This window comes from Streptomyces sp. NPDC001315, assembly GCF_042896175.1.
In the GTDB taxonomy this organism is placed as follows: Bacteria; Actinomycetota; Actinomycetes; order Streptomycetales; family Streptomycetaceae; genus Streptomyces.
The window spans coordinates 132,358-153,730 of sequence record NZ_JBIAWZ010000006.1; the positions used below are offsets into that span (position 1 = coordinate 132,358).

A 21,373-nucleotide genomic window follows, 5' to 3' on the forward strand; every position below is an offset into this window, starting at 1 on the left:
AAAGGGGCGGGCGCACCCTGGTCGTCACGGTGATGAACCCTCAGGCGGACGGCGGCCTCGCCGTGTACGAGGAGGCGCGCGAGCTGCTCGACTGGGGGTTCGCGGCGGCCGGGCGGGTCGATCCCGTGGGGTCGCTGGACGCGCTGCGGGTCAAGCCGCAAGCCGCCCCCGTCGCGCTGCCGGTCGCCGCGGCCGTCGCTCCCGAGGGCGGGCCGGGCTGGCCGGAGACCTGGGCGATCTCGGGAGCCGCGGGCCTCGGCGCGGGGGCGGTGGCACTGGCACTGCGGTCCAAGGGCGCCCGTACGTCCCGGGTCTGACCGGCCGGCAGCCACAGCAGCAGGCCCAGCGTGATCCACGCGTAGGCGTTGCCGCCGAGGAAGCCGTCCACGCCGGAGGAGTCGTCGAACCAGAGCCACACCACACTGCTGCACAGCACCGCGTACAGGGCGCCCGCGACACGCTGGTGCCCCGCGCGGACGAGGACCGTGAAGGACGGCAGCAGCCACACCAGGTGGTGCACCCAGGTGATCGGGCTGACCAGACAGGCCGTCAGTCCGGTGAGCGCGAAGGCCGCCTGCCAGTCGCCGGCCGCCACCGCCCGGCGGGACCGGAGCACCCACACGCCCAGGACGAGCAGGACCGCCGCCGCCCAGACCGCGCGGTCCGGCATACCCGCGCGAGCGAGAATCCCCTGCAGGGACTGATTCGAGACGTAGTCGAGACGGCCCACCCGCGTCGTGTCCCACATCGCCCGGGTCCAGTAGAAACGCGAGGCGTCCGGGGCCACCCACGCGGCCAGTGCCGTCGCCGCGGCCGCCACCGCCGTCGCCACCGCCGCCGCACGCCACCGGCGGGCCACCAGCAGCAGACCGATGAACAGCGCGGGCGTCAGCTTGACGGCCGCCGCCAGGCCGATGCCCACACCCGCCCAGCGGCCCCGCCCGGTGGCGAGCAGCCATCCGTCGGCGAGGACGAGGGCCAGCAGGAGCAGGTTCACCTGACCGAAGCTGACGGTGTCGCGCAGGGGTTCGAACAGGGCCAGCGCGCAGAGGACGACGGCGCAGCCGTACCAGCCGTGGCGGCGCCACGCACGGCCGGTGAGCATGCGCAGCGCCGCCGCCAGCGCCAGCAGGTTCAGCAGCAGGGCGACGGCGATCGCGGTGTGCAGGCCGAACAGGGCCATCGGCAGCATGGCGACCGCCGCGAACGGCGGGTAGGTGAAGCCGTATGTCGTGCCCGGCACCCGGTAGTCGTAGATCCGTCCGCCGTGATGGACCCAGCTGTCGACGGTGCCGTGGTAGACGCGCAGGTCGAACCAGTCGCGCAGCAGCGGGACCGTCGCGGTGAAGACGGTCACGGCGGTGACGAGGGCCAGGACCAGGAGGAGCCGGGCGGCGTCGGTGCGGGGCGCTCTCATGCCGTACGTCCCAGGGCCGGTGCGTGCGCCGCCTGGTGCGCCTGCCACAGCACGACCATCGCGAGTGCGCCGCCGGAGACGGCCAGCACCAGCTGCCCGATGTCCGCCGGGCCGCCGCTGGGCAGCACGGCGAGTGCCAGTACCGCCGTCACGGCCGCCACCCGGTGCCGTACCGAGGCGCTGGGCGCGGCGGCGGCGATGAGGAACAGGCCCCACAGCGCGTACCAGGGACGGATCGCCGGGCCGAAGGCGGCCACGGCGGCCAGGCTCAGGCCGAGCGCGTACACGGGGTGCGGGCGCAGCCGCCACCATATGGCGAGGACGACGGCCCCGGTCAGCGCGAGGCCGAGCACGTGCCAGGCGGGCAGGGCCAGCGGCGCCAGGTCGCTGCCGAGCCGCTTCAGCAGGGCGCCGGTGGCGCTGCCGAGCAGGCTGGTCAGCGCCCAGTTGTGCGGGGAGACCGGGGTGTCCAGCGCGCCTGTCCAGCCGTATCCCGTGCCGGCGAGGGCCGTCGCGGCGACCGTGGTGGCGCCGGAGGCGGCCGTCGTCGTCAGGGCGGCGCGTGCCGGACGGCGGCCCGATCGGATCTGGAGCACGATCACCGCGGCGAGTCCGAGCGCCGCGGGCGCCTTGACCAGGGCCGCGAGGGTGATCAGCACGGTACCCAGGTGCGGCCGCCCGCCGAGCGCCGCGACCAGGCCGAGGCCCAGCAGACCGAGCATGATCGCGTCATTGTGGGCGCCCGCGACCAGGTGCAGCAGTACGAGCGGATTGAGGGCGCCCAGCCACAGGGCGGCGGCCGGTTCGGCGCCACTGTGGCGGGCGAGGCGGGGCAGCGCGGCCGCCATCAGGGCCACGCCGAACAGGGCGACCAGCCGCATGCCCAGGAGCCCGGCGGGGAGTTCGCCCCCGGTGAGACCGGACAGCGCGGAGGCGACGCCGAGGAACACCGGGCCGTAGGGGGCCGCGGTGTGCCGCCAGAGCGGTGCGACCTCGTCCGCGAGCGGGCCGCCGAGCTGGGCGGGCCCGTGCGTGTAGACGTCCATGTGGGCGTCCACCATGGCCCCTTGGGCCAGGTAGCTGTAGACGTCCCGGCTGAACAGCGGTGGCGCGATCAGCAGCGGGGCCGCCCAGACGGCGAGGACCAGCAGCAGGGCGCGCGGGGTCGGCGGATCGGCGCTGCGGACGAGGCGCCCGAGCAGCGCCCAGGCCGCTATCAGCAGGACGACGCCGAAGTACACGCCGACCAGGCCGAGGGCCGCCTGGACCGAGGACGGGGCCGGCAGTTCCCGAGCAGGCAGGGCACCGGCCGTCTCACCGCCCAACGCCAGGACGGCGGTACCGGCCAGGCCCAGAGCCTGGCAGCGGCGGAGATCCACGGGGAAAGCCTTGGCCAACACTCGGTCAGCGTGTCAACGCCGGATGGCCGGAAGACGACGCACCGCCTGCCGTGCGGCGGCCTGCGTGTGACCGCCGCGTGAGCGTGCCCCGGTGCCGTCGGACGAGCCCGGGGCCCGGGTACCTGCCCGGCCGAGTCGAGAGCTGTCCGGGCGCCCCGCGGTCAGGAGCCGCGCACGGCGGGGCCGAAACCGCGAGCCGGTCGTCAGGCGGACCGTCCGGTCATGCCCGCGTCGAGGCCACCGAGTTGAGTACCCGTATTCAGGACCCGGGCCGCGCCGGAAGCACGCTGGTGCCATGACGACGGCACCGACACCGCCCACCCCGCGACGCGACCACCTGCATCCGGTGGCAGACGTGTTCCTCGCCGTCGTGCTGCTCGCCGTGGACGCCGGGGCGGCACTCCGGGCGTACCTCGCCGGCCTGGAGGCGGCCGGTTACGAGTTCTTCGACACCGGCGCCGACAACTCCGGCGTCAGCATGACCGAGTCCGGCGTGTACGTCGCCGTCGTGGGCGTCGTCGTGCCGGCGACGGCGGTGGCGGCGGGCAGAGGCCGGGCGTACTTCACCGCCCTCGGTCAGATCCTCGCCGGTCTCGCCCTCCTCCTCGTCGCGGCGGTCGCGCTGACCGGGAGCCAGGGCTCCTGAGTCAGAAGACCGACAGTCCGGTCAGCGTCGTGAAGCGGTCCAGGGCCGCGACGCCCGCCACCGAGTTGCCGCGGTCGTCCAGGCCCGGACTCCACACGCACAGCGTGCACCGGCCCGGCACGACCGCGATGATCCCGCCTCCGACCCCGCTCTTGCCGGGCAGGCCCACGCGGTAGGCGAAGTCGCCCGCCGCGTCGTAGGTGCCGCAGGTCAGCATCACCGCGTTGACCTGTTTCGCCTGGCTGCGGGTGAGCAGCCGGGTGCCGTCGGCGCGGATGCCGTGGCGGGCCAGGAAGCCGGTGGCGAGGGCGAGGTCGGCGCAGGACGCCGTGATGGAGCACTGGCGGAAGTACTGGTCCAGCAGGACCGGTACGGGGTTGTCGATGTTGTTGTAGGACGCCATGAAATGCGCGAGGGCCGCGTTGCGATCGCCGTGGGCGGACTCGGAGGCGGCGACCTCCGCGTCGAAGTCGAGGGCCGGGTTGCCGCTCTCGGCGCGCAGGAAGGCGAGCAGTTCGCCCGCCGCGTCGCCGGTACGGGTGTGCAGGCGGTCGGTGACGACGAGCGCGCCGGCGTTGATGAACGGGTTGCGCGGGATGCCGTGCTCGTACTCCAGCTGCACCAGGGAGTTGAACGGGTTGCCGGAGGGCTCGCGGCCCACGTGCTCCCACAGGGCGTCGCCCTCGCGGGCCAGGTCGAGGGCGAGGGTGAAGACCTTGGTGACGGACTGCGTGGAGAACGGCCGGCGCCAGTCCCCCACGCCGTACACCGTGCCGTCCAGCTCCGCGACGGCCATGCCGAAACTGCGCGGGTCGCGGGCGGCGAGCGCCGGGATGTAGTCGGCGGGCCGGCCACTGCCGGGGGTCCGTCCGATCTCGTCGGCGATGCGCTCCAGGACCGGCTGGAACGTGAGGGACGACGTTGTCATGATCACTATTCTGCCTCCGGGCCGGTCCTGGCGCGTCCCCCGCTGGTTCAGACCACGGGCACGCCGCTGCCCGCGACGACCTCGGGCCGGAGCAGCGCGGCGAGCCGCTCGGCCGGCAGCAGGCCCTTCTCCAGGACGAGTTCGGCGACTCCGCGGCCGCTGGCGAGGGCCTCCTTGGCGATGTCGGTGGCGGCGGTGTAGCCGATGTGCGGGTTGAGGGCGGTGACCAGGCCGATGGAGTTCTCGACGGTCGCCCGCAGCACCTCCGTGTTGGCGGTGATGCCGACCACGCAGCGCTCGGCGAGGGTGAGGCAGGCGGTCCGCAGGTGGGTGATGCTCTCGGACAGGGAGTGCAAAATGATCGGCTCGAAGGCGTTGAGCTGGAGCTGTCCGGCCTCGGCGGCCATGGTGATGGTGACGTCGTTGCCGATCACCTCGAACGCGACCTGGTTGACGACCTCGGGGATCACCGGGTTGACCTTGCCGGGCATGATGCTCGAACCGGCCTGCACCGGCGGCAGGTTGATCTCGCCGAGGCCGGCGCGCGGCCCGGAGGACAGCAGGCGCAGGTCGTTGCAGCTCTTGGAGAGCTTGACGGCGATCCGCTTGAGCACGCCGGACATCTGGACGAACGCGCCGCAGTCCTGGGTGGCCTCGACGAGGTTGGCGGCGGTGACCAGCGGCAGTCCGGTGATCTCGGCGAGGTGACGGCGGGCCGACTCGGCGTATCCGGCGGGGGCGTTGAGGCCCGTGCCGATCGCGGTGGCGCCCAGGTTGATCTCGTGGATCAGCTCGACGGCCTCCGCGAGCCGGCTGCGGTCCTCGTCGAGCATGACGGCGAACGCCGAGAACTCCTGGCCGAGCGTCATCGGCACGGCGTCCTGGAGCTGCGTACGGCCCATCTTCAGTACGTCGCGGAACTCGACGGCCTTGCGGGCGAAGGCGTCCTGGAGCACCGCCATGGCCTTGAGCAGACCGCGCACCGCGAACACCGTCGCGACCTTGACGGCGGTCGGGTAGACGTCGTTGGTGGACTGGCCGAGGTTGACGTCCTCGTTGGGGTGCAGATGGGCGTACTGGCCCTTCTCGTGGCCCAGCAGCTCCAGCGCCCGGTTGGCGACGACCTCGTTGGCGTTCATGTTGGTCGAGGTGCCGGCGCCGCCCTGGATCACGTCGACGACGAACTGGTCGTGCAGCTCGCCGTCGCGGATCTCCCGGCAGGCGGCGACGATGGCGGCGGCCTTCTCGGGCTCCAGCAGCCCGAGTCCCTCGTTGGCGAGGGCGGCGGCCTCCTTGACTGCGGCGAGGGCATCGATCAGGTGCGGGTAGGCGGAGATCGCGGTGCCGGTGATGGGGAAGTTCTCCGTGGCGCGCAGGGTGTGGATGCCCCAGTACGCCTCGGCGGGGACGTCACGGTCGCCGAGCAGGTCGTGCTCGCTGCGGGTGGCTGCGGCGGTCATGGCTGTGCGGGCCTTCTCTCAGACGTGGGTGTACGGGGGCTGCGTGAGCGGATCGAGGGCACGCACCGGCCGGACGCTGCCGAGCGGCGGCTCGCCCGCGAGGTCCGCGAGCGCCGCCGGGGCGATGCCGGGCCGGGCCGCGGCGGCCACGCGACCGGGACGTTCGCCCGGTTCGCACCGTCGGCGATCTTCATGGCCCCGGCCCGGCGGGGCGGCGACGTGCGGGTGCGCGCCCTCTCTCAGACGTGGGTGTGCGAGGGCCGCGTGAGCGGATCGAGAGCGCGCACCGGCCGGACGCTGCCGACCGGCCGACCGCCCCCGAGCAACGGCTCGCCCGCGAACTCGGCGAGCGCCTCCGGGGCGACACCGGCCCGGGCCAGGGCCGCCGCGGCGACCGGGATGCGCGCCCGGTCGGCGCCGTCGGCGATCTTCACGGCGATGGCCCGGCCGTCGGGCAGGGCGGCTACTTGGACGCCCTCGAAGCCGTCCTTGGCGAGCAGACCGGGCACGGCCCGCATCAGCGCTGCCACGTCCCGGCCGGAGCCGGAGGCCATCTCGGCGTGCTCGCGCATCGCGTCGGCCACGCGTGCCTCCGGGGTGCCGGGGGCGGCGGTGGTGATACGGGCGGCGGCACGGGCGAGGCCGTGCAGGGAGACGGCGAACAGCGGGGCGCCGCAGCCGTCGACGGTCACCTGGGCGATGTGCTGCCCGGTCAGGTCCTCGACGATCTCCGCGATGGCCGTCTGGAGCGGGTGGGCGGGGTCGAGGTAGTTCTCCAGGGGCCAGCCGTTGAGCTTGCAGGTGTACAGCATGGCCGCGTGCTTGCCGGAGCAGTTCTGGGCGAGCCGGGAGGGCAGGCGGCCGTCCCGCACCCAGGCGTCCCGGACGACCGGGTCGTACGGCAGGTCGGGAACGTTGCGCAGGTCGTCCTCGGTGACACCGGCGAGTTCGAGGATCCGCCGGGTGCCGGCGAGGTGGTGCTCCTCGCCGGAGTGGCTGGCGGCGGTCAGGGAGAGCAGGTCGCCGTCGAGCGGGAGCCCGGCCCGCGCCATGGCGACCGCCTGGACGGGCTTGAGCGCCGAGCGCGGATAGAAGGCGGCCTCGATGTCGCCGAGCTGGAAGTCGACCTCGCCGTCGGCGCCGAGGACGACGACGGAGCCGTAGTGGATGCCCTCGATCACCCCGCCGCGTATGAGGTGGGCGACGGGAGCGTGGAGGGGTTCACGGACCGCGGGTGCGTCCGCGAGGGAACTGCTGTACATCACTGCCTGGATCACTGGTGGGTGGGTGGGGACCGGCACGCGGGTCACGCGTCGGCCTTGGAGGAGATGCGCGCGATGCGGCCACGGACGGCGTACCAGCCCGCGACCAGCGCCGCGACGATCAGCGGCAGGCACAGCACGGTGGTGCGTCCGGCGCCGCCGTCGGCGTACATGAGGACCAGGACGGAGGCGAGGAAGGCCATCGTCACGAGTTCGGTCCAGGGGGAGCCCGGCAGTCGGTAGCCGGGGCGGGTCAGTTCGCCCTTCTGGGTCTTCTGCCAGAAGAGCAGGTGACAGAGCATGATCATGCCCCAGGTGGCGAGGATGCCGATCGCGGCGAAGTTCAGGACGATCTCGAACGCGTCGGCGGGAACCACGAAGTTGAGGCCGACGCCGAGGACGCAGATGCCGCTGGTGAGCAGGATGCCGCCGTAGGGGACCTGGCTGCGGCTCATCCGCGCCGTGAACTCGGGCGCGGAGCCGTTGACGGCCATGGAGCGCAGGATGCGGCCGGTGGAGTACAGGCCGGAGTTGAGCGAGGACATGGCCGCGGTGAGCACGACCAGGTTCATCACGCCGCCCGCCGCCGGGATGCCGACGTTGGACAGCACGGTGACGAAGGGGCTTTCGCCGCCGGTGTACTTGTTCCAGGGCAGCAGCATCGACAGCAGGACGACCGAGCCGACGTAGAACAGGCCTACGCGCCACATGATCGAGTTGATCGCCTTCGGCATGATCTTCTCGGGGTTCTCGGTCTCACCGGCCGCGACGCCGACCAGTTCGACGGAGGCGTAGGCGAAGACGACGCCCTGGATGATCAGCAGCATGGGCAGCAGGCCGTTGGGGAAGATGCCGCCGTTGTCGGTGATCAGGGACGGGCCCGGGGTCGCGCCGTCCACCGGGTGCTGGGTGACCAGCAGGAAGATGCCGATGCACATGAAGACCACCAGCGCGCTGACCTTGACGATGGCGAACCAGAACTCCAGTTCGCCGAAGATCTTCACCGAGATCAGGTTCACGGTGAGGACCACGGCCAGGGCTATCAGCGCGATCACCCACTGCGGGATGTCGGAGAACATGCCCCAGTAGTGCGTGTACGTGGCCACCGCGGTGATGTCGGCGATACCGGTGGTGGCCCAGTTCAGGAAGTACATCCAGCCCGCGGTGTACGCGCCCTTCTCGCCGAGGAACTCCCGGGCGTACGACACGAAGGCACCGGAGGACGGGCGGTACAGCACGAGTTCGCCGAGCGCGCGCACGACGAGGAAGGCGAAGACGCCACAGACGGCGTACGCGATGAACAGGGACGGGCCCGCGTCGGCGAGACGGCCGCCGGCGCCGAGGAAGAGGCCGGTGCCGATGGCGCCGCCGATGGCGATCATGTTGACGTGGCGGGACTTGAGGGACTTGCTGTAGCCCTCGTCTCCGGCGTCGGTGTGTCCGGACGATGGGCGCGTCTCGTCTTTGAGGTGCTGCTCGCTCACGCCTCGGGTCCGCCTTCCGTGGGGGTGTCCGCGCGCGCGGGGCGCACGATGTCGGTGAGGGTGGTCTCGACGCGGTCGAGGTGGTGGGACATGGCCTCCACCGCGTCGTGTTCGGAACCGTCGATCAGCGCCTCGACGATGGCGCGGTGCTCGCGGTTGGACTGTTCCCGCCGCCCGCCCAGCTCGTTGAGGAACGCCGACTGACGCGCCAGTGCGTCGCGGATCTCCTCGATGACCCGGCGGAAGACCGGGTTCTGGGCGGCCTCGGCCACGGCCAGGTGGAAGAGGGTGTCCATCGCGACCCACGCGGTGGTGTCCGTCTCCCGCTCCATGCGGTCCAGCAGGTACGCAAGGTGGTCGAGGTTCTCCGAGGTGCGGCGCAGCGCCGCGTACCCGGCGACCGGGATCTCGACGTGGCGGCGCACCTCCAGCAGGTCGCTGGCCGCGTAGTCGCCGAAGGTGGGGTCCTCGACGGCGTTCGCGACCACGAAGGTGCCCTTGCCGGTCCTGGAGACCGTCAGGCCCATCGTCTGCAGGGCGCGCAGGGCCTCCCGCAGGACCGGCCGGGAGACCTCGAGGGTGCGGCACAGCTCCGCCTCGGAGGGGAGCTTGTCGCCGATCGCGTACTCGCCGCGCTCGATGGCGCCGCGGAGGTGGCCGAGCACCGCTTCCATGGCGCTGACGCGCCGCGGTATCGAACCACCTGTCTGGCTGTCTGACAGGTTCACGGGAGCGATCCTGCGGGTGGCGGGAGGGGGCTGTCAAGGGGAGCGAAAAAATAAATTCACGGGGTGTGAAGCCTGAATACCTGCTTCACACCCCGCGTCGCGTCAGGCTGCTCAGCTGTCGAGGACGCCCGTGGCGAGCAGGCCGAAGAGCCCCACGCCGACGACGATCCGGTAGATCACGAAGGCGTTGAAGGAGTGCTTGGCGACGAACTTCAGCAGCCAGGCGATGGAGCCGTAGGCGACCACGAAGGAGACGAGGGTACCGACGGCCAGAGGGGCCGCGCCCACGCCCGTGCCCAGGGCGTCCTTCAGTTCGTACAGGCCGGCGCCGGTGAGGGCGGGGATGCCGAGGAAGAACGACAGGCGGGTGGCGGCCACCCGGTCCAGGTCGAGGATGAGCGCGGTGGACATCGTTGCGCCGGAGCGCGAGAAGCCGGGGAAGAGCAGCGCGAGGATCTGGGAGCTGCCGACCAGCATCGCGTCCTTGAACGAGGTGTCGTCCTCACCGCGCTTGTGGCGGCCCATCTGGTCCGCCGCCCACATCACGCCGCTGCCGACGATCAGCGAGCCCGCGACCACCCACAGCGAGGCGAGCGGCCCCTCGATGAGCGACTTGGCGGCCAGGCCCACGGCGACGATCGGAATGGTGGCGTAGATGACCCACCAGGCGAACTTGTAGTCGTGGTGGTACCGCTCCTCCCGGTTGGTCAGACCCCGGCCCCACGCGGAGACGATCCGCACGATGTCCTTGAAGAAGTACACGAGCACGGCGGCGATCGCGCCGACCTGGATGACGGCCGAGAACCCGACGACGGCGTCGTCGTCGACGGGGATGCCCATCAGCCCCTCGGTGATCTTCAGGTGGCCGGTGGAGGAGACGGGGAGGAACTCGGTCACTCCCTCGACGGCTCCTAGGACGACGGCTTGGCCGACGGAGATGACACTCATGGAATCCAGTTCTGAGGAGTTGGTCGACAGTGCTGTAGACAGTCTTACTACGTGTGGGGATGCCGTCCGACCGATTCCGACCGTCTACGACCACAAAGCTTGGGCAATCCACACTCCGGCGAATGCCGCACCGAGGCCCGCCGCCACGCTCGCGGCGACGTTGGCGGCGGCGTAGAGGCCCGCGCCGGTCTCGGTCAGCCGCAGTGTCTCGTACGAGAACGTCGAGTACGTCGTCAGGGCCCCGCACAGGCCGGTGCCCAGCAGCAACTGCAGGTGGGACCCGGCGACGCCGGCCGCCACCGCGCCGGTCAGAAGGCCCAGGATCAGACAGCCGGTGACATTGACCACGAAGGTGCCCCAGGGGAAGACCGAATCGTGCCGGGACTGCACCGCCCGGTCGGTCAGATAGCGCAGCGGGGCACCCACCATGCCTCCGATGACGACCAGCGCCCAGTTCACAACGACTTCTTACCCTTCACGCCCGTTTTGCCGGACTTCTCGTCGCGTCCGACATACCTGATCACTTCGCAGTCGTCGAGAATCACGAGTCCCTCGGTGACCAGTTCGTCGAGCTGCGGCAGGAAGCCCCGTACGCGCTCCTCGGTGTCGACGATCACGATCGCCACCGGGAGGTCCTCGCTCAGGGACAGCAGCCTGGAGGTGTGGATCAGGGAGGACGCACCGAAGCCCTCGATGCCCCGGAAGACGCTGGCGCCCGCCAGGCCCGCCCGGTGCGCGCGGTGGACGATCTCCGTGTACAGGGGCTTGTGGTGCCAGATGTCGTTCTCGCCGACGAAGACGGTCACGCGCAGGGCGCTGCCGGTCAGCCTCGTCATCGCTGCCTCCAGGTCAGGACGCGGCGGGTCGCCGTCGCGGCGAGCCACACCGCCGAGAGCGCCGCGACCAGGGTCGCGGCGAGATAGGCCAGCGCCGTGCCCGGGTGGCCCGCGTCGAGCAGCCTCTGGATGTCGACGGCGTACGTCGAGAAGGTGGTGAAGCCGCCGAGCACACCGGTGCCGAAGAACGGGCGCACCAGCCGGTGAGCGGTCCACGCCTCGGTGACGAGCACCAGGAACACACCGATCACCGCGCAGCCGGTGACGTTGACCCAGAAGATCGTCCAGGGGAAGCCGCCGGTCCGGGCGGGCCACCACAGCGAGGCCGCGTACCGGGCCGTGGCACCGAGGGCGCCACCGAGGGCGACCACCGCGACCACGGGGAGCTGCCCGCGCCGGGCGGGCTGCCGTGGGGCGGAGGTGCGGATGCTCTCGGCTTCCGGGGCTGACATGTCGTGCGTCTCCTGCCTGGCCTTTCACCGCACCACGAGCGGTGATCACGGCCGGTCAACAGGGTAACGCCGGGCTCACTCGAGGGTGGGCGCCTCGCACACCGCGACGCCCCGCTCCCACAGACTCCCGAGGATCAGGTGACCACCGGACTCGCACACGCTGGTGACCATGCGGAACCCGGAGTGGTGGCGGGCGAGATGGTGCAGCACGCACCCGGCCGTCGTCGTCCACGGCGAGGACGCCCGCCGTCCCGGTCGGGCGGAAGGGGACGCGTACGGCCACGCCGGCCGCCGCGTGGCGTACGGCCGGTGCGGCGCGGTGGAGCAGGTCCAGCGCGGGGACGCGCGGACCCGCCAGCGCGACCCAGATCGGACCGTCGGGTCCGCCGCGCCAGATGTTGTCGGGCATGCCCGGCAGGTTCTCCGCGAAGGGCTCGGCCCGGCCGGCCTTCGGTCCGGTGAGCCAGTAGCGGGTGAGCCGGCCTGCCCCGGTCTCGGCGATCACCAGGAAGCTGCCGTCGGCGCCGGGGGCGAGTCCGTTGGCGAACTGCAGCCCCTCCAGCAGCACTTCGGGCGTCCCGCTGCCGGGGGCGAGGCGCAACAGCCGTCCCGTGCCGGTGTGTTCGACCAGGTCACCGATCCACTGGCGGAGGGGATAGCGGCGGCTGGAGACGGTGAAGTAGACGGCACCGTCGGGCACGGCGACGACATTGCTGCAGAACCGCAGCCGCTCCCCCGCCACCGAGTCGGCGAGGATGCGTACGGCGCCGTCGTCGAGGTCGATGCGCAGCAGTCCGCGTTCCGCGTCGCAGACCAGCAGGGAGCCGTCCGGCAGGAGTTCGAGGCCGAGGGGCCGGCCGCCGGTCTCGGCGAGGACCTCGACGCGGGCCGGCGCGGGGCCGGTCGGCCCCTCGAGGCGCAGGATGCGGCCGTCCTCCACGCCGGTCAGGACACGGCCGCGGGTGTCGGTCACGACGTCCTCCGGGCCGTGGCCGCCGAGGGCGACGTAACGGATCGGGACGAGTGGCGTGGGACGGTCCATGGGCGTTTGTCCTTCGTGCTCGTGACGGTGGTGACCGACCGTCTACCACCCTTTCTCGAACAACCGCGCCACCTCCGCGATCCGCACCTCGTCACGCCGGTAGTAGGTGCGGCGCCGTATCCGCTTGGTGCGCAGCAGGCCGATGCCGGCCAGGAGGCCCAGGTGGGTGTCGGCGACCGAGCGGCGCACGCCGAGCTTCGCGGCGACGGTGGCGGCGGTGACGCCGTCCTCGACGAGGTCGGCGTGCCGTTGTGGGGGAAAGTGCGCGGCGGGATCCTTGAGCCACTCCAGGATGTCCAGACGCCTGTCACCGACCGGAGCCCTCAGCATCTCGTCTCCTTCGTCTCCGAGCCTCCTCGTAGCGAGTCTTCCCACTGTCGCGCAGTCCGGACCGCGCCGTCCGGGACATGTCCCGTGTTGACCGATATCGAACTCCCTTACGAGGCGGCGGGTTCCAGTGGGCCCGGTGACGACACGCAGAGGGGCCCGGCCGCACCGACGCGGCCGGGCCCCTCGTCACGCACTCAGCGGTGGCTGAACCACGACATCGACGAGAGCGCCTTGTCGTCGTAGCCGAACAGGGCCTGGTTCTCCCAGCCGTTGCCGGAGGTGGCGTCGGTCGGGTCCCAGCCGTTGCCGGTGACCGCGGTCCAGGTCGCCTCCCAGTAGAAGACGCCGAGGCCACGGCCGTTCGGGACGGCCTCCACGATGTTGGCGACGCTGTTCATCCAGGCCAGCTGGCCGGCCGCCGTCGCCGGGTAGCCGGAGACCAGCTCACCGGTGGTGTCGATCTGGTTGGTGAGCGAGTCGTCGCTGTCGAGACGGAAGGGGTAGGCCGTCTCGGCGATGAAGACGGGCTTGCCGTAGCGCGAGGCGACGTCGTCGAGGGTGGTCTGCGCCGCGGCGAGCGTGCCGTGCCAGTAGCCGTAGTACGACAGGCCGATCACGTCGTAGTTGATGCCGTACGTCTTCGCGTTGTCGAACCACCAGCGGACGGTGGCGTCGTCACCGGCGTTGGCCAGGTGCAGCGCGACCTGTGTGCTGGAGGAGACCGCCTTGGCCGCGCTGTAACCGGAGTTGATCAGGCCGGCGAGCTGCGACCAGTTGTCGGTCGAACCCTCGGACCACAGCATGCCACCGTTGATCTCATTGCCCACCTGCACCATGTCGGCCGTCGTGCCCTGCGCCTTCAACGCGTTCAACACGTCGTACGTGTGGTTGTACACGTCGGTCTTCAGTTGACTGTACGAGTGCCCTGACCAGGCGGCCGGCTTGGTCTGCTTGCCCGGGTCGGCCCAGGTGTCCGAGTAGTGGAAGTCCACCAGCAGCTTCATGCCCTGCGCCTTGATGCGCTTGGCCATGGCCAGCACGCGCGTCTGGTTGTTGTAGCCGTCGGCCGGATTCACCCAGACCTTCAGGCGCGCGTAGTTCATGCCGGCGGACTTCAGGATGGCGAGCGCGTCGCCGGTGGTGCCGGAGCTGGTCTTGTAGACCCCGCCGAGGGCCTCGCTCTTGGCGAGGGACGAGATGTCGGCCCCCTTGATCGACAGACCGGTCGTACCGGACGTGAAGGTCAGGTCGTCAACGTTGATCCAGTTGCCCGCGTTCGCGTCACTGTTGATGCTGATCGTGCACTGGTTGTTCGTCACATTGATGGACGTGACGATACGGACCCAGCTGCTGGACGAGACCGGCAGATCGGTGCGCTGCTCGGAGCTGCCGCAGTTCTTCAGGGCCATGTACGCGGAGTTCTGGCCGCCGCCCGAACGGACCCAGGCGGTGAGGGTGTAGTTCCCGTTGGTGAGCCCGGAGAGGTACTGGTACGTCTCCACCTTGTAGGCGGCGGACGAGTACTGGCTCAGGCGGTAACTCCCGCTACGGCCACCGGACTCGACGTACGAGGCACCGGTGTCGCCGTACTCCGACCACCCGCTGGGCGTGGCCACGCCCGAACCGTCGGTCTCGAAACCGCCGTTGGTGAGGGTGCTTGCGGCCTGTGCGGTCTGGGCGGGCAGCGCGGTGAGGGCGAGCCCGGCGACGAGCGGCAGCAGCAGGGCCCTGATGGTGCGTCTGGGATGGAACATCTTCGTCCGTCGTCCCTTCGACGTGGTGGGGTTGAAGCGCCCCCGGGGGTGGTGCAACGGGGATGGGGGCGCGAGCCCCTCCGCCCGCGGCTCGCGGCTCGCGCGGGCGGAGGGGAGTCGGCTCAGCCGTCGAGTCGTACGACCCGGACGGCTCCGGCCGGGACCGCGAGGCGGCCGGCGGCGCGTTCGCCCGTGAGCAGCTCGGTGCCGTGCGCCTCCAGCGGCACCTTGGCGTCCGTGGCGGTGTGGTTGATCGCGAACAGGTAGCTGCCCGACTCGCCGGTGCGGCGCACGACCTCGACGTCGTGGGGTAGTTCGGCGCGCGGGGCGACGCGCGCGTCCTCGGCGGCCCAGCCCAGCAGCGCGTCGAGGCCCTCGCGACCCAGGCGGGTGGAGACGTACCAGGCGGTGCCCTCGCCGAGGCGGTGCCTGGTGACGGCCGGGCGCCCGGCGGGCAGGCCGTCGGCGTATGTCAGCACCGTCTCGGCGCCGCGCGGCACCACGAACTCCGTCCAGACGTCGCCGCCGAGTTCGAAGCCGTCGGGGCCGGTGACGCGCACCGACTCGCCGGACAGGAGGGGCGAGAACTCCTCCACGGTCAGGCCGAGGACGTCACGCAGCGCGCCCGGGTAGGCGCCCTCGTGGACCGCGTCGTGCTCGTCGACGATGCCGGAGAAGTACGACACGACGAGGGTGCCGCCGTTCTCGACGTACTCCTTGAGGTTGCTGCCGGCCGCCTCCGTCATCAGGTAGAGCGCGGGTACGACGACAAGGGGATACGCCGACAAGTCGGCTTCCGGGTGGGCGAAGTCGACCGTGAGGTGGCGGTCGTAGAGGGCCTCGTAGAAGGCGTCGGCGCGCTCGCGCGGGTCGTGGTCCTCGCTGGGGCGCCACTGGAGGTTCTGGGCCCACCAGGAGTGCCAGTCCCACAGGACGGCGACGTCGGCCCGGGTGCGGGTGCCGCGGATCTGGCTCAACGCGTCGAGAGAGGCGCCGAGCTCGACGACCTCGCGCCACACGCGCGTGTCGGTGCCGCCGTGCGGCACCATCGCGGAGTGGAACTTCTCGGCGCCGCGCCGCGACTGCCGCCACTGGAAGAACATGGCGCCCTCGGAGCCGCGTGCCACGTGGGCGAGGGAGTTGCGGGCCATCTGGCCCGGGGCCTTGGCGGGGTTGCGGGCCTGCCAGTTGACGCCCGAGGTGGAGTGCTCGAGGAGCAGCCAGGGGGCGCCGTCGGCGACGGAGCGGGTGAGGTCCGCGGCCATCGCGAGGTTGACGTGGGTGCGGCGGCCGTCGGTGATCAGGTAGTGGTCGTTGGAGACGATGTCGACCTCGCGGCCCCAGGCCCAGTAGTCGACCGAGTCGCACTGGCTGAGGGCCGTCATGAAGTTCGTGGTGACCGGGACGCCCGGCGACAGGCGGTGCAGGATGTCCCGCTCCATGACGAAGTTCTCGCGCATCGTGGCGTCGGCGAAGCGCTTGTAGTCCAGCGCCTGGCCCGGGTTGCCGACCGTCGGGGCCTGACGGGGCGGGTTGATGTCGTCGAAGCCGCTGTAGCGCTGGCCCCAGAAGGCGGTGCCCCATGCCTGGTTGACCGCGTCGACGGTCCCGTACGAGGTTGCCAGCCAGCGCCGGAAGTGCGCGGCGCAGGACTCGCAGTAGCAGGCCGAGACGGGGACGCCGTACTCGTTGTGCACGTGCCACATCGCCAGGGCCGGGTGGTTGCCGTAGCGCTCGGCGAGCCGGGTGGTGATGCTGGCGGCGGCGGCACGGTAGTCGGCGTTGCTGTGACAGATGGCGCCGCGCGAGCCGAACTCGTAGCGCGTGCCGTCCGCGGTCACGGGCAGCGCGTCGGGGTGCGCTCGGTAGAACCAGACGGGCGGCACCACGGTCGGTGTGCCCAGGTCGACACGTATGCCGTTCTCGTGCAGCAGGTCGAGGAGCCGGTCGAGCCAGCCGAAATCGTACGCCCCTGGTGAGGGCTCCAGGAGCGCCCAGGAGAAGATTCCGACGCTCACCATGGTGACGCCGGCCTCCCGCATGAGCCGTACGTCCTCCTGCCAGACGGATTCCGGCCACTGCTCCGGGTTGTAGTCCCCGCCGAAGGCGAGCCTGGTGAGGCCCCTGGGGGTGGTGTCCGGCATTGGGTCTCTCCCGCTAAATCGATCATTTGGGAACGTGCACACACACTGCTGGCGGCGCGAGGCCAACATAACCGCACAGCAACAACCATTGACAAGTGTCCAGGATGTTTCTCTACTGTGAACGCTCACAGAGCAGGACAAGGACTCGCGGCTTGCGAGGATCCAGGTCATGTGAACGCTCACAGGAGCAGGCAGGCCCCCGCATCAGGGTGGGGGCCTCAGGTCAGGGGAGAGATCCATGCCGAACACGAAGCGCCGTCGCCTCGTGGCAACCGCCGTCGCCGTCACCCTCGGCGCGACCGCCCTCGCCGCTTGCGGCTCGTCCGACGACGACAGCGACGCCGAATCGGGGCCGGTGTCGCTGACGTACTGGACCTGGACGCCCGGCATGGACAAGGTCGTCGACCTGTGGAACAAGGGTCAGGGCAAGAAAAACCAGATCAGCGTCACGGTGAAGAAGCAGGCGTCCGGCGACACGCTGGTCACCAAGATCCTCACCGCGCACAAGGCCAAGCAGGCGCCGGACCTGGTGCAGGCCGAGTACCAGGCGCTGCCGACGCTGGTCAGCAATGACGCGCTCGCCGACATATCGAAGAACGTGGGCGACGCCAAGTCGGAGTTCGCCGACGGCGTCTGGCAGCAGACCACGCTGGGCACGGACGCGGTCTACGCGGTCCCGCAGGACATCGGGCCGATGATGTTCTACTACCGCGAGGACCTGTTCAAGAAGTACAAGCTGACGGTTCCCACGACCTGGGACCAGTTCGCCGAGACGGCGCGCAAGCTGAAGAAGGTGTCTCCCGACACGGATCTGACCACCTTCTCCGCCAATGACTCCGGTCTTTTCGCGGGCCTCGCCCAGCAGGCCGGCGCCAAGTGGTGGACGACATCCGGCGACAAGTGGAAGGTCGGCATCAACGACGCGGCGACCCAGAAGGTCGCCAAGTTCTGGGGCGGCCTCGTCAAGGAGGGCGTCATCGACAACCAGCCGATGTACACCCCGGCCTGGAACAAGGCGCTGGACACGGGCAAGCAGATCGCCTGGGTCAGCGCCGTGTGGGCGCCGGGCACGCTGACCACGGCGGCGCCCGACACCAAGGGCAAGTGGGCCATGGCCCCGCTCCCCCAGTGGTCCGCGAGCGAGAACGTCACCGGCAGCTGGGGCGGCTCCTCCACCGCCGTCACCACGGACTCCAAGCACGAGGCGGCCGCCGCCGAGTTCGCCGCGTGGCTGAACACCGACAAGGAGGCGCTGAACGCGCTGGCGAAGGAGAGCGGCATCTACCCGGCCGCCACGTCCGCCCAGCTCAGCGGCGCCTTCCTCACGCCGCCGGACTACTTCTCCAACCAGGCCGACTTCTACACCCAGGCCGCCAAGATCGCCGAGACCACCGCGGCCTCCGCGTGGGGCCCGAACGTGAACGTGGCCTACACGTCCTTCAAGGACGCCTTCGCCACCGCCGCGAAGGACAAGTCGGACTTCGTCGCCGCCCTGAACACGATGCAGGACGACACGGTGGCCGACCTCAAGAAGCAGGGCTTCGGGGTCGCTCAGTGACAAGCCCGGCACGCCGGAAGCCGTACGGGGTCAAGGGGGCCCCGTACGCCTTCCTCCTCCCCGCGACGATCCTCTTCTGCCTGTTCTTCGCGCTGCCCATCGGGTACGCGGTCTGGCTCAGCTTCCGCAAGGTGCACGTCTCCGGGCTCGGCCTGGGGTCGGGTGCCCGCGAGGAGGTCTGGGCCGGTGTGGAGAACTACACCGACGCCCTCACCGACAACGAACTGCTGAGCGGCGCGCTGCACGTGCTCGGCTACGGCTGCATCGTCGTACCGGTGATGCTCGGGCTCGCCCTGCTGTTCGCACTGATGCTCGACACCGACAAGGTGCGGCTCGCCCCGTTCACCCGGCTCGCGATCTTCCTGCCGTACGCCATCCCCGGCGTCGTCGCCGCGCTGCTGTGGGGCTTCCTGTACCTGCCGGACGTGAGCCCCTTCTACTTCGTGCTCGAGAAGCTGGGCCTGCCGCAGCCGGACCTGCTGGACGGCGGTCCGCTGTACCTCGCCCTGTCGAACATCGCGGTCTGGGGCGGCACCGGCTTCAACATGATCGTCATCTACACCGCGTTGCAGGCCATCCCGGCCGAGGTGTACGAGGCGGCCAAGCTGGACGGCGCCACCCCGCTGCAGATCGCGCTGAAGATCAAGATCCCGATGGTGGCGCCCTCGCTGGTGCTGACCTTCTTCTTCTCGATCATCGCGACGCTCCAGGTGTTCAACGAGCCGACCACCCTGAAGCCGCTCACCAACTCCTTGCCCACCACCTGGAGCCCGCTGATGAAGGTGTACCAGGACGCCTTCGGCAAGGGTGACATCTACGCGGCCGCCGCCGAGGCGACCCTGATCGCCCTCGTCACGCTCGTCCTGTCCTTCGGGTTCCTGCGGGCCGCGAACCGCCGCAACAAGCAGGAGGCAGCACGATGAGTTCTCTTGCCGTCCGCAAGGCTGCTCCGGCCGCCGGCACCACACCGGGCACCCCCCAGGGCCCGCCGCTGCGCCGCCGGATCGCGCTGGTCCCGACGGTCACGCTGCTGCTGGGCGCGCTCTACTGCCTGCTCCCGGTGGCGTGGGTGGTGATCGCGTCCACCAAGTCCGGCCACGAGCTGTTCTCCACGTTCACCTTCCTGCCGGGCAGCGGCTTCGCCGACAACATCAAGGACCTCAACGCCTACCGCGACGGGGTCTACTGGAAGTGGATGGGCAACTCCGCCCTGTACGCCGGCCTGGGCGCCCTGGTGTCGACGGCCGTCTCGGCGTTCAGCGGCTACGCGCTGGCCACCTACCGCTTCCGCGGCCGGGAGACGTTCTTCAACATCCTGCTGGCGGGCGTGCTGATGCCGCCGGTGATCCTCGCCATCCCGCAGTACCTGCTGCTGGCGAAGGCGAACCTCACGGACTCCTACCTGTCCGTGCTGCTGCCGCAGATCCTCTCCCCGTACGGCGTCTACCTGTCGCGGATCTACGCCGCGGCCGCGGTCCCCGCCGACGTGGTCGAGGCCGGGCGGATGGACGGCGCGAGCGAGTGGCGGATCTTCACCCGCGTCGCACTGCCGATGATGGTGCCCGGAATGGTGACGGTGTTCCTGTTCCAGTTCGTGGCGGTGTGGAACAACTTCCTGCTGCCGTACATCATGCTCAGCGACGACGAGAAGTTCCCGATCACGGTGGGCCTGTACACGCTGCTGGAGCAGGGGGCGAACACGCCCGCCCTGTACACGCTAGTGATCACAGGTGCCTTCCTGGCGGTGATCCCGCTGGTCGCGCTCTTCCTGGTCATTCAACGGTTCTGGAGCCTCGATCTGCTGTCCGGGGCCGTAAAGTCATGACCATGAACAATGCGGGGGGCCGACGGAAGCCGCCGACCATCCATGACGTGGCCCGCGAGGCAGGGGTCTCACGAGGCACCGTCTCGCGCGTGCTCAACGGCGGCCACTACGTCAGCCCCACCGCACAGGAGGCGGTCAACGCCGCCATCCGCAAGACGGGTTACGTCGTCAACCGGCACGCCCGTTCCCTCATCACCGGGCGTTCGGACTCGGTCGGCTTCCTGTTGACGGAGCCTCAGGAGAGGTTCTTCGAGGACCCCAACTTCAACATCCTGTTGCGCGGTTGCACGCAGGCGCTGGCCGCGCACGACATCCCGCTGCTGCTGATGCTGGCGGGTACCGAGGACGAACGACGGCGCATAGCGCGGTACATCACGGCCGGTCACGTCGACGGGGTGCTGCTGGTCTCCAACCACTCCGGGGACCCCGTGGCGGAGGAGCTGTGCGAGGCGGGCGTACCGCTGGTCGCGTGCGGCAAGCCGATCGGACTCGGCTCCAAGGTGAGCTACGTGGCCGCCGCCGACCGGGACGGCGCCCGGGACATGGTGCGCCATCTGCTGTCGCTGGGCCGCCGCCGGATCGGCGTGGTCACAGGTCCGCTCGACACCCCCGGCGGTGTGGAGCGCCTCGCCGGTTACAAGGAGATGCTCGCCGAGGCGGGCGTCGCCTTCGACGAACGGCTCGTCGTCTCCGGCGACTACAGCCGGGCCAGCGGCGACGCGGGCGCCGAGCGGCTGCTCGCGCGGGCCCCTGACATGGACGCCGTGTTCGTCGCCTCCGACCTGATGGCGCAGGGTGTGCTGGCCGCGCTGCAGCGGGCCGGTCGGCGGGTTCCGGAGGACATCGCTGTCGGCGGCTTCGACGACTCGCCCGCGGCGACGGCGGCCAGCCCCGCCCTCACCACCATCCGCCAGCCGTGGGACCGCATCAGCAACGAGATGGTGCGGGTGTTGCTGGCGCAGATCGGCGGAGAGGACCCGGCGGCGGTGATCCTGCCGACCGAGCTGGTCAAGCGCGAGTCGACGTGAGCGTCCGAGGGCGCGGGCGGGTCACCGGTCGGGTGACCCGCCCGCGCCCTCGGCGTTCCCCGGTCCGACCGGTCCCGTCTCATACACGAGGACGACGGCCCGGCCGCGGTCGCGGAGCGCCGGCTCGGCGG

General features: G+C 70.8%; 20 protein-coding genes and 1 pseudogene. 5 read left to right on the forward strand and 16 right to left on the reverse strand.

All coding sequences use genetic code 11. The features are described from left to right. Positions 1 to 40: 40 nt before the first annotated feature. Together ACFY16_RS19260 and mptB are read right to left on the reverse strand one after the other, a co-directional pair. A complete protein-coding gene (locus tag ACFY16_RS19260) occupies positions 41 to 1,417 on the reverse strand; it encodes a glycosyltransferase 87 family protein (protein WP_390648319.1) in 1,377 nt (458 codons plus the stop codon). Further along, positions 1,414 to 2,817 carry a polyprenol phosphomannose-dependent alpha 1,6 mannosyltransferase MptB gene (mptB, locus tag ACFY16_RS19265; protein ID WP_390648320.1) on the reverse strand — a complete coding sequence of 468 codons (1,404 nt, stop codon included), beginning with the start codon at positions 2,815 to 2,817 and terminating at the stop codon, positions 1,414 to 1,416. The genes ACFY16_RS19260 and mptB overlap by 4 nt, the downstream gene beginning before the upstream one ends. Before the next feature lie 295 nt (positions 2,818 to 3,112). On the opposite strand from mptB, the gene ACFY16_RS19270 reads away from it, so the two are divergent. Continuing rightward, on the forward strand, positions 3,113 to 3,463 hold the full coding sequence (locus tag ACFY16_RS19270; RefSeq protein WP_390648321.1) for a DUF6234 family protein: 351 nt from the start codon (positions 3,113 to 3,115) through the stop codon (positions 3,461 to 3,463). A 1-nt stretch (position 3,464) separates the two neighbouring features. Here ACFY16_RS19270 and ACFY16_RS19275 read toward each other — a convergent pair whose 3' ends face one another. The 14 genes and pseudogenes from ACFY16_RS19275 to ACFY16_RS19340 all read right to left on the reverse strand — a co-directional run bounded on the left by ACFY16_RS19275 (position 3,465) and on the right by ACFY16_RS19340 (position 16,831). Then, positions 3,465 to 4,391, reverse strand: a complete 927-nt coding sequence (locus tag ACFY16_RS19275; RefSeq protein ID WP_390648322.1) for a glutaminase — start codon at positions 4,389 to 4,391, stop codon at positions 3,465 to 3,467. A gap of 47 nt (positions 4,392 to 4,438) precedes the next feature. After that, a complete protein-coding gene (gene aspA / locus ACFY16_RS19280; RefSeq protein WP_390648323.1) occupies positions 4,439 to 5,851 on the reverse strand; it encodes an aspartate ammonia-lyase in 1,413 nt (470 codons plus the stop codon). Positions 5,852 to 5,869: 18 nt separating this feature from the next. Next, positions 5,870 to 6,001 (reverse strand): hypothetical protein, encoded by a 132-nt coding sequence (locus tag ACFY16_RS19285; RefSeq protein WP_390648324.1) that lies wholly within the window; start codon positions 5,999 to 6,001, stop codon positions 5,870 to 5,872. Between the two features lie 89 nt (positions 6,002 to 6,090). Beyond that, positions 6,091 to 7,113, reverse strand: coding sequence for an asparaginase (locus ACFY16_RS19290; protein WP_390648325.1), 1,023 nt, complete (start codon positions 7,111 to 7,113; stop codon positions 6,091 to 6,093). A gap of 44 nt (positions 7,114 to 7,157) precedes the next feature. Continuing rightward, positions 7,158 to 8,597: an amino acid permease gene (locus ACFY16_RS19295; RefSeq protein WP_390648326.1), complete on the reverse strand. Its 1,440-nt coding sequence runs from the start codon at positions 8,595 to 8,597 to the stop codon at positions 7,158 to 7,160. Beyond that, entirely contained in the window at positions 8,594 to 9,271 is a 678-nt protein-coding gene (locus ACFY16_RS19300; protein WP_390648606.1) for a FadR/GntR family transcriptional regulator, read from the reverse strand. Before ACFY16_RS19300 ends, ACFY16_RS19295 begins: the two co-directional genes overlap by 4 nt. Before the next feature lie 165 nt (positions 9,272 to 9,436). Then, positions 9,437 to 10,273, reverse strand: coding sequence for an undecaprenyl-diphosphate phosphatase (locus ACFY16_RS19305; protein ID WP_390648327.1), 837 nt, complete (start codon positions 10,271 to 10,273; stop codon positions 9,437 to 9,439). Between the two features lie 84 nt (positions 10,274 to 10,357). Beyond that, entirely contained in the window at positions 10,358 to 10,732 is a 375-nt protein-coding gene (gene crcB / locus ACFY16_RS19310) for a fluoride efflux transporter CrcB (RefSeq protein ID WP_390648328.1), read from the reverse strand. Beyond that, a complete protein-coding gene (locus ACFY16_RS19315) occupies positions 10,729 to 11,109 on the reverse strand; it encodes a DUF190 domain-containing protein (protein ID WP_390648329.1) in 381 nt (126 codons plus the stop codon). The genes crcB (ACFY16_RS19310) and ACFY16_RS19315 overlap by 4 nt, the downstream gene beginning before the upstream one ends. Continuing rightward, a complete protein-coding gene (gene crcB, locus ACFY16_RS19320) occupies positions 11,106 to 11,561 on the reverse strand; it encodes a fluoride efflux transporter CrcB (RefSeq protein WP_390648330.1) in 456 nt (151 codons plus the stop codon). Before crcB (ACFY16_RS19320) ends, ACFY16_RS19315 begins: the two co-directional genes overlap by 4 nt. Positions 11,562 to 11,636: 75 nt before the next feature. Continuing rightward, positions 11,637 to 12,603 (reverse strand): annotated as a pseudogene (locus ACFY16_RS19325) (SMP-30/gluconolactonase/LRE family protein). Between the two features lie 42 nt (positions 12,604 to 12,645). Further along, entirely contained in the window at positions 12,646 to 12,933 is a 288-nt protein-coding gene (locus tag ACFY16_RS19330; protein WP_390648331.1) for an ArsR family transcriptional regulator, read from the reverse strand. 194 nt (positions 12,934 to 13,127) lie between these two features. Then, positions 13,128 to 14,687 (reverse strand): glycosyl hydrolase 53 family protein, encoded by a 1,560-nt coding sequence (locus ACFY16_RS19335; protein WP_390648332.1) that lies wholly within the window; start codon positions 14,685 to 14,687, stop codon positions 13,128 to 13,130. Between the two features lie 122 nt (positions 14,688 to 14,809). Further along, the gene (locus ACFY16_RS19340; RefSeq protein ID WP_390648333.1) at positions 14,810 to 16,831 is read right to left on the reverse strand and encodes a beta-galactosidase; all 2,022 of its coding nucleotides are present in this window, start codon (positions 16,829 to 16,831) and stop codon (positions 14,810 to 14,812) included. Positions 16,832 to 17,069: 238 nt separating this feature from the next. Here ACFY16_RS19340 and ACFY16_RS19345 point away from each other — a divergent pair, with 238 nt between their 5' ends. Genes ACFY16_RS19345 through ACFY16_RS19360 form a run of 4 tightly spaced genes read left to right on the forward strand, consistent with a single transcriptional unit; the run spans position 17,070 to position 21,242 of the window. Continuing rightward, entirely contained in the window at positions 17,070 to 18,389 is a 1,320-nt protein-coding gene (locus tag ACFY16_RS19345; RefSeq protein ID WP_390648334.1) for an ABC transporter substrate-binding protein, read from the forward strand. Beyond that, positions 18,386 to 19,312, forward strand: a complete 927-nt coding sequence (locus ACFY16_RS19350) for a carbohydrate ABC transporter permease (protein ID WP_390648335.1) — start codon at positions 18,386 to 18,388, stop codon at positions 19,310 to 19,312. Before ACFY16_RS19345 ends, ACFY16_RS19350 begins: the two co-directional genes overlap by 4 nt. Then, entirely contained in the window at positions 19,309 to 20,214 is a 906-nt protein-coding gene (locus tag ACFY16_RS19355) for a carbohydrate ABC transporter permease (protein WP_390648336.1), read from the forward strand. Before ACFY16_RS19350 ends, ACFY16_RS19355 begins: the two co-directional genes overlap by 4 nt. Further along, positions 20,211 to 21,242, forward strand: a complete 1,032-nt coding sequence (locus ACFY16_RS19360; protein WP_390648337.1) for a LacI family DNA-binding transcriptional regulator — start codon at positions 20,211 to 20,213, stop codon at positions 21,240 to 21,242. Before ACFY16_RS19355 ends, ACFY16_RS19360 begins: the two co-directional genes overlap by 4 nt. The last annotated feature ends 131 nt before the right edge of the window (positions 21,243 to 21,373 follow it).